Raw genomic sequence first — 7,665 nt, 5'->3', positions numbered from 1 at the left:
CCCCTTTGTTTTTTTTTTTTGGCGCCCGCGGCCCTCCCGGGGGCTCCCCGGGTCTCCCCGGGGCTTTTTGCACGTTCGGGCGGGGCCCCCCCCCGCCGGGTGGGGGGGGGGGCCCTCCCGCATGTCCGGGCGCGGCGTCAGGCCAGCTCCAGCGCCAGGTAGAAGTCCACCCGGTCCTCCAGCCGGGACAGGTCCCGCCCGGTCAGCTCCTCGATCCGGCCGATCCGGTACCGCAGGGTGTTCACGTGGACGTGCAGCTGCCCGGCGCAGCGGGTCCAGGAGCCGTCCGAGCGCAGGAAGGCCTCCAGGGTGCGGACCAGGTCCGCCTGGTGCTCGGCGTCGTACGCGATCACCTTGTCCAGCAGCCGGCCGCGGAAGGCCCGGCGCACCTCGTCCGGGACGGCGGCCAGCAGCAGCACGTGCGAGGCGAGCTCCTCGGGGCCCGCGACGCAGACCCGGCCGAGCCGGGAGGCGGCGATCCGGCGGGCGTGCCGGGCCTCCTCCAGGGCGCCGCGCAGGCCGCCGGCCCCGGACGCGGGGGCGGAGACGCCGACGGTGATCCGCTCCTCCGGGCCGAGCCCGGCCTCCAGCGGGGCGAGCAGGTCGCGCAGGGCGTCGGCGGGCACCGCGGCCTCCGGGACGGACAGCACCACCACGGCGCCGGTGCCCGTCCCGGCGACCAGGGCGCGGTCGGAGGTGGCGCCGAGCGCCTCCTCCAGCACGGCCCGTACGGCGCCCTCGGGCAGGCCGGTGCCCTCGGCGCTGAGCACCAGCCAGGAGCCCTCCTCGGCCTGGGGCTTGGGCACGGGGCCCGCGTAGCGGGCGGCCGTCGCCGAGGCGGCGTACAGGGTGCGGCCGATCTCGGCCGGGTCGGCGTCGCGGCGCAGCAGGGCGAGCACCTCGTCGGCGAGCCCGCGGTGCAGCCGGCGGCCCTCGTCCCGGCGGTGGCGCTCGGCGGCGACCAGCCGGGCCAGGTTCTCGGCGAGCTGCTGGCGCTTGGTGCTCCACTCGGTGACGTCGCCGGCCACCACCAGCACCCAGTCGGCCAGCGGGCAGTCGGGCTGCCGCGCGTCCTGCTCGGCGGAGGCCGGGGCGGGCAGCAGCGAGTAGGAGCCGGCCGCCAGCCGGGCCCGGTGCGGGGGGCGGCGGCGCTGGCGCTGGGCGGCGAGGTGGGCGCGGACCAGCTGGTCGCGGTCCTGGGCGGAGAGCCGGTCGGCGGGGCCGGCGATCACCGCGCCGGTCGGGCCGAGCACCCAGCAGTCCAGGTCGAGGTCGCCGCCGAGCAGGTCCAGCACCGCGTCCAGTCCGCCGCCTCCGGCCGCCGAGACCAGCAGGCGGTGCCGGTCGACCAGGGCGGCGAGGTCGGACGCGCGGTCGGCGGAGACCTGGCGGCCGACGAACTCGGTGACGGTGCCGAAGGCGATGTCGTCGGGGACGGCGAGCAGCGGCATCCGGTGCCGGCGGCAGGCCTCGACCAGGTCCTCGGGCACCGGGCCGACCTCGGCCTCGCCGGCCGCCAGGGCCACCGCGCCGCCGGCCGCGAGGGTGCGCACGAAGCGCTCGGAGTCGGCCGGGACGGTGCGCCAGAGCATGCCGGTGAGCACCAGTTCACCGCCGTGCAGGTAGCGGCCCGGGTCCTGGAGGTCCGTCGTCATCACGCCGCTGACCTGCCGGTCCAGCTCTTCCTCGGCCGCGAGCAGGCGCAGTCGCGGGGCGCCGGGGGCGAGCAGGTCACGGACACGCATCCGCGGACTCCTTAACGGGGGCTTGGGGGGAGGGGCGAAGGGGTAAACGATAGGGCCCGGCCGGACTGCGCCCGGGTCCGTGACCCGCGGATCACGGCCGGATTACGGTCGTAGGTAGCACCCGGCGAACACCTGAGCGGCGGGATTCTGCTCCTTAGAGGAACGTACAGGATGCCGGGCGGGCGCACAGCCGGGGCTTCATGCCATCGGTGACTGCCAGTGGGCCGCGTCACAGCGGTTCACTGGGCGACACGCCGCCGGACACCCGGCGGGCGACGAGGTGAGGAGAGACCCGCATGGAGTTCCTTCGGCCCGCCACCTGGGACGAGGCGCTCGCGGCGAAGGCCGGGCACCCGACCGCGCTGCCGATCTCGGGCGGCACCGACGTCATGGTCGAGCTGAACTTCGACGTGCGCCGGCCGTCCGCCGTCCTCGACCTGAACCGCGTCACCGAGCTCGCCACCTGGTCCGAGGAGGGCGGCGTCGTGCGGCTCGGCGCCGCCGTCCCGTACGCCCGGATCATCGCGGAGCTGTCCGGTCCGCTGCCCGGGCTGGCGCTGGCCGCCCGGACGGTCGGCTCGCCGCAGATCCGCAACCGCGGCAGCGTCGGCGGCAACCTCGGCGCGGCCTCGCCGGCCGGTGACGCGCACCCGGCGCTGCTGGCGGCCGGGCGGGACGTGTTCGTCGAGGCGGCCTCGGTGCGCGGCACCCGGCTGATCCCGATCGACGACTTCTACACCGGGGTGAAGCGCAACTGCCTGGAGGCCGACGAGCTGATCCGGGCCGTGCGCGTCCCGGTGGCGGACGGGCCGCAGCAGTTCTCCAAGATCGGCACCCGCAACGCCATGGTGATCGCGGTCTGCGCGTTCGGCTTCGCCCTGCACCCGCGGAGCCGGACCGTCGGCACCGGCATCGGTTCGGCCGCCCCCACGCCGCGCCGCGCCGTCGAGGCCGAGGAGTACCTCCGGGGCGTGCTCGCCGAACGCGGCCTGTGGGAGTCCGGGGGGCCGCTGGGCGCCGAGGTGGTCCGGCGCTTCGGCGAGCTGGTGAAGGGCGCGGCCGCGCCGATCGACGACGTGCGGGGCACCGCCGACTACCGCCGGCACGCGCTCGCCGTCCTCGCCCGCCGCACCCTCACCTGGACCTGGAACGACTACGGCAAGCAGATCGGGAGCGCGGCATGAAGGTCACTTTCACCGCCAACGGCCGGCCGGTCGAGGCCGACGACGTCTGGGAGGGCGAGAGCCTGCTGTACGTGCTGCGCGAGCGGGTCGGCCTGCCGGGCTCGAAGAACGCCTGCGAGCAGGGCGAGTGCGGCTCCTGCACGGTCTACCTGGACGGCGTGCCGGTCTGCGCCTGCCTGGTCGCGGCCGGCCAGGTGCAGGACCGCGAGGTGCGCACGGTCGAGGGCCTGAGCCCGCAGGACGGCGAACTGGGCCTGGTCCAGCAGGCGTTCGTCGACGCCGGCGCCGTCCAGTGCGGCTTCTGCACCCCCGGCCTACTGGTGCAGACCGACGCGCTGCTGGCGGCCGACCCGCGGCCGAGCGACGACGACATCCGCGAGGCGCTGGCCGGCAACCTGTGCCGCTGCACCGGCTACGAGAAGATCATGGACGCGGTGCGGCTGGCCTCGGCCCGCGCGTGCGCGGGGACGGAGGCCGGCTCGTGAACGCCAGGACCGTCCAGGGCCAGAAGAACCTCCAGAGCATCAACCAGGCCTCCAGGGACGGCGTCGGCGGCTCGTCGCTGCGCCCGGACGGCAACCTGAAGGTCCGGGGCGAGTTCGCCTACTCCTCCGACCTCTGGCACGAGGACATGCTCTGGGGCACGGCGCTGCGCTCGCCGCACCCCCGGGCGAACATCCGCTCGGTGGACGTCTCCGAGGCGCTCGGACTGCCCGGGGTGTACGCGGTGCTGACGCACGAGGACATCCCCGGCTCCAAGTACTACGGCCTGGAGATCCAGGACCAGCCGGCCCTGGCGATCGACCGGATCCGCTACCAGGGCGAGGCGATCGCGCTGGTCGCGGCCGACCACCCGGAGACGGCCCGCCGCGCGGCGCGGCGGATCAAGGTCGAGTACGAGGTGCTCACCCCGATCGTCACCGAGGAGCAGTGCCTCGCCCCGGAGACGTACGGGTACGTGCACGAGCCGCACGAGTACAAGGCCCGGGCGCACGGCAACATCTGCCACGAGCAGCGGCTGGTCTCCGGCCGCGGCGTCACCGACGAGGTGCGGGCGCTGGCGGACGTGATCGTCAGCGGCGACTACGAGGTCGGCATGCAGGACCAGGCCTTCCTCGGCCCGGAGTCCGGCCTCGCGGTGCCCGCCGAGGACGGCGGCATCGACCTCTACGTCGCCACCCAGTGGCTGCACGTCGACCGCCGGCAGATGGCGCCCGTGCTCGGGCTGCCGGAGGAGCGGATCCGGCTCACCCTCGCGGGCGTCGGCGGGGCGTTCGGCGGCCGCGAGGACCTCTCGATGCAGATCCACGCCTGCCTGCTGGCCCAGCGCACCGGCAGGCCGGTCAAGATCGTCTACTCCCGGGACGAGTCCTTCTTCGGCCACGTCCACCGCCACCCGGCCCGGATGCGCTACGAGCACGGCGCCACCCGGGACGGGAAGCTGGTCTTCGCCGACTGCCGGATCGTGCTGGACGGCGGCGCGTACGCCTCCTCCTCCCCCGCCGTGGTCGGCAACGCGGCCTCGCTCGGGCACGGCCCGTACGTGATCCCGAACGTGCGGATGCACGCCCTCGCGCTGTACAGCAACAACCCGTCCTGCGGGGCGATGCGCGGCTTCGGCGCGGTGCAGGCGGCGTTCGGCTACGAGTCCCAGATGGACCGGCTGGCCGCCGAACTGGGCATGGACCCGGTGGAGTTGAGGCAGCTCAACGCCGTCCGGCAGGGCGACCGGATGCCCACCGGGCAGGAGATCGACGCGCCCGCGCCGGTGGCCGAACTGCTCCGGCGGGCCAAGGAGATGCCGCTGCCGCCGCCGCTGGACACCGAGCGCCCGGACCAGCGCCGGCTGCCCGGCGCGCTGTCCAACACCTCGCACGGCGAGGGGATCGTGCGCGGTGTCGGCTACTCGGTGGGCATCAAGAACGTCGGCTTCTCCGAGGGCTTCGACGACTACTCCACCGCCCGGGTGCGACTGGAGGCGATCGGCGGCGAGCCGGTCGCCGTGGTGCACACCGCGGCGGCCGAGGTCGGCCAGGGCGGGGTCACCGTGCACGCCCAGATCGCCCGCACCGAGCTGGGCGTCGAGCAGGTCACCATCCACCCGGCCGACACCGGGGTGGGATCGGCCGGTTCGACCTCCGCCTCGCGCCAGACGTACATGACCGGCGGCGCGGTGAAGGTGGCCGCCGAGGCGGTGCGCCGGGAGCTGCTCGACCGGGGCCGCCGGCGCTACGGCTGGGCCCACGACGACCTGGCGCTGGCCGGCGGCGAGGTGGTCTCGGCCCGGGCCGGCGTGCTCGCGCCGATCGTCGACCTGCTCGCCGACGGGGCCGTCGAGCGGACCCGCGAGTACCGCCACCGGCCCACCCAGCCCTTCGACCGGGAGACCGGCCAGGGCTTCGGCCACGTCCAGTACTCCTTCTGCGCCAACCGCGCGGTGGTGGACGTGGACGTGGAACTGGGCCTGGTCAAGGTGGTCGAGCTCAGCGCCGTCCAGGACGTCGGCAAGGCGCTCAACCCGCTCTCGGTGGTCGGCCAGATCCAGGGCGGCTGCACCCAGGCGCTGGGCCTCGCGGTGATGGAGGAGATCATCGTGCGGGACGGCGAGGTGCGCAACGCCTCCTTCACCGACTACCTGATCCCGACCATCCTGGACACCCCGCCGATCCCGGTCGAACTGCTCGAACTGCCCGACCCCCACGCGCCGTACGGGCTGCGCGGGGTCGGCGAGGCGCCGACCGTCTCGGCGACGCCGGCCATCGTGGCCGCCATCCGGGACGCCACCGGGCTGGCGCTCAACCGGATCCCGGTCCGGCCGGAGCACCTGACCACCGAACAGCCGCACTGAGCCTGCCGGTCGGCGCTTCCCGGGGGTGGCGATCGGCAGGTTCGCGGGGTGGCCATCGGCAGGTTCCCGGGGCGGCGATCGGCGGGCTCGCGGGGGCGGCGGAACCGGTTCGGGCGCCACCGCCGCCGTACGGGATCGTTTCCCGTACGGCGGCGTCCCCCGCTACTGTCGAACCGTGTAAGGAGCCTCCCCATGCAGGACATCGCCGAGCAGCTGCGGGCCTGGCACGCGTCCGGGCGCGCCTTCGCCGTGGCCACCGTGGTCGGCGTGTCCGGCAGCGCACCGCGCCACCCCGGGGCGGCGATGGCCGTGGACGCGGACGGCGAGGCGGTCGGCAGCGTCTCCGGCGGGTGCGTCGAGGGCGCGGTGTACGAGCTGTGCCGGGCCGCGATCGCCGACGGCGAACCGGTGCTGGAGCGCTTCGGGTACAGCGACGAGGACGCCTTCGCGGTGGGCCTGACCTGCGGCGGCGCCCTGGACGTGTTCGTCCAGCCGGTGCTGCCGGGGGCCGACGCCGGGCTGGACACCGGGATCGCGCACATCGCGGCCGGCACCGCGGTGGCGCTGGTGCGGGTGATCGCCGGGCCGGGCGCCCTGGTCGGGGCCGCGCTGGCGGTCACCGCCGACGGCGTCACCGGCGCGCTCTCCCCGACGCCCTCCACGGTCGGCGCCCTGGAACGGGCGGTCGTGGTGCGGGCCCGGGCGATGCTGGAGGCCGGACGCACCGGCCGGCTGGTGCTCGGCCTGGACGGGCGCCCCTGCGACGAGCACGGGCTGGGCACCGTCACCTGCTTCGTCGAGTCGTACGTGCCGGCGCCGCGGATGCTGGTGTTCGGGGCGATCGACTTCGCGGCGGCGGTGGTGCGGATCGGCCGGTTCCTCGGCTACCGCGTGACCGTCTGCGACGCCCGGCCGGTCTTCGCCACCGCCCGCCGCTTCCCCGAGGCCGACGAGGTGGTGGTCGACTGGCCGCACCGCTACCTGGACTCCCAGCTCGGCCGGATCGACGGGCGCACCGTGCTCTGCGTGCTCACCCACGACGCCAAGTTCGACATCCCGCTGCTGGAGCGCGCCCTGCGGCTGCCGGTCGGCTACGTCGGGGCGATGGGCTCGCGCCGCACCCACCGGGACCGCGTGGCCCGGCTGCGCGAGGCGGGGCTCACCGAGGCCGAACTGGCCCGGCTGCGCTCCCCGATCGGCCTGGACCTCGGCTCGCGCACCGCGGAGGAGACGGCGGTCTCGGTCGCCGCCGAGATCATCGCCCACCGGCGCGGCGGCGGCTGCCTGCCGCTGAGCGCCTCGGACGGGCCGATCCACCACGACGTGTCGCCGACGGCGACGGAGGGTGACCGGTCGGGCGAGCCGGAACCCCATACCCACGCGGCCTGAGCCGGAACCGCTCCGGCGCCGCTCACGTTGCGTGGCCACCGGCGGGGCGGCAGGCTGGAGTTGCGGACTCGCCCCGAGCCCGGGGAAGGAGCAGGGATCATGCGTGCCCTGCTGGAGGTCGAACTCGACACCGCGACCTCGAACAAGCTCATCACCGACGGAACGATCGCCGAAGGGATCCAGCAGACCCTCGCCCAACTCAAGCCGGAGGCGGCCTACTTCCTCAGTCGTCACGGACGCCGGGCCATGGTCCTCGTCGTCGACGTGGCGGACGAGGCCTCGATCCCGTCCCTGGCCGAGCCGTTCTGGCTGCAGCTCAACGCCAGCGTCGACCTCCGCCCCTGCATGAACGCCGACGAACTCATGGAGGGGCTGCGGCGGCTCGGCCGCCAGGGCTAGGGTCCGTCTTCAAACTCGCGTCTGCGGGGCGACGCCGGGGCACGCACCTCGCCGCGTTGTCGTCGGTCGCCAATGCTCCGCAGTGGCTCCCTCCTCCGCC

Annotated in this window: 6 protein-coding genes; 5 read left to right on the top strand and 1 reads right to left on the bottom strand. The window is 75.0% G+C overall.

What is annotated here, in order from left to right:
• Nucleotides 1-137: 137 nt before the first annotated feature.
• On the bottom strand, nucleotides 138-1,745 hold the full coding sequence (locus tag ABZW03_RS33200; protein ID WP_355266711.1) for a helix-turn-helix domain-containing protein: 1,608 nt from the start codon (nucleotides 1,743-1,745) through the stop codon (nucleotides 138-140).
• A 296-nt stretch (nucleotides 1,746-2,041) separates the two neighbouring features.
• Between ABZW03_RS33200 and ABZW03_RS33195 the strand changes: the two genes are divergently transcribed.
• From ABZW03_RS33195 to ABZW03_RS33175, 5 genes are all read left to right on the top strand, one after another.
• Nucleotides 2,042-2,929 (top strand): FAD binding domain-containing protein, encoded by an 888-nt coding sequence (locus tag ABZW03_RS33195; protein ID WP_355266708.1) that lies wholly within the window; start codon nucleotides 2,042-2,044, stop codon nucleotides 2,927-2,929.
• The gene (locus tag ABZW03_RS33190; protein ID WP_355266705.1) at nucleotides 2,926-3,414 is read left to right on the top strand and encodes a (2Fe-2S)-binding protein; all 489 of its coding nucleotides are present in this window, start codon (nucleotides 2,926-2,928) and stop codon (nucleotides 3,412-3,414) included. The genes ABZW03_RS33195 and ABZW03_RS33190 overlap by 4 nt, the downstream gene beginning before the upstream one ends.
• Nucleotides 3,411-5,777, top strand: a complete 2,367-nt coding sequence (gene pucD, locus ABZW03_RS33185; protein WP_355266702.1) for a xanthine dehydrogenase subunit D — start codon at nucleotides 3,411-3,413, stop codon at nucleotides 5,775-5,777. Before ABZW03_RS33190 ends, pucD begins: the two co-directional genes overlap by 4 nt.
• Nucleotides 5,778-5,969: 192 nt before the next feature.
• Nucleotides 5,970-7,166, top strand: a complete 1,197-nt coding sequence (locus ABZW03_RS33180) for an XdhC/CoxI family protein (RefSeq protein ID WP_355266699.1) — start codon at nucleotides 5,970-5,972, stop codon at nucleotides 7,164-7,166.
• A gap of 99 nt (nucleotides 7,167-7,265) precedes the next feature.
• Complete coding sequence (locus ABZW03_RS33175; RefSeq protein WP_355266696.1) at nucleotides 7,266-7,565, top strand: hypothetical protein; 300 nt, start codon at nucleotides 7,266-7,268, stop codon at nucleotides 7,563-7,565.
• The last annotated feature ends 100 nt before the right edge of the window (nucleotides 7,566-7,665 follow it).

Source organism: Kitasatospora sp. NPDC004799, assembly GCF_040609095.1.
Classification (GTDB): Bacteria; Actinomycetota; Actinomycetes; order Streptomycetales; family Streptomycetaceae; genus Kitasatospora.
Note: the sequence above shows the minus strand (reverse complement) of the source record. Positions and strands in the feature narration are given on the sequence as shown.

Coding starts and splice junctions, on each gene's coding strand:
- ABZW03_RS33200 (WP_355266711.1), bottom strand. CDS start 1,745: ATGCGTGTCCGTGACCTGCTCGCCCCCGGCGCCCCGCGACTGCGCCTG.
- ABZW03_RS33195 (WP_355266708.1), top strand. CDS start 2,042: ATGGAGTTCCTTCGGCCCGCCACCTGGGACGAGGCGCTCGCGGCGAAG.
- ABZW03_RS33190 (WP_355266705.1), top strand. CDS start 2,926: ATGAAGGTCACTTTCACCGCCAACGGCCGGCCGGTCGAGGCCGACGAC.
- ABZW03_RS33180 (WP_355266699.1), top strand. CDS start 5,970: ATGCAGGACATCGCCGAGCAGCTGCGGGCCTGGCACGCGTCCGGGCGC.
- ABZW03_RS33175 (WP_355266696.1), top strand. CDS start 7,266: ATGCGTGCCCTGCTGGAGGTCGAACTCGACACCGCGACCTCGAACAAG.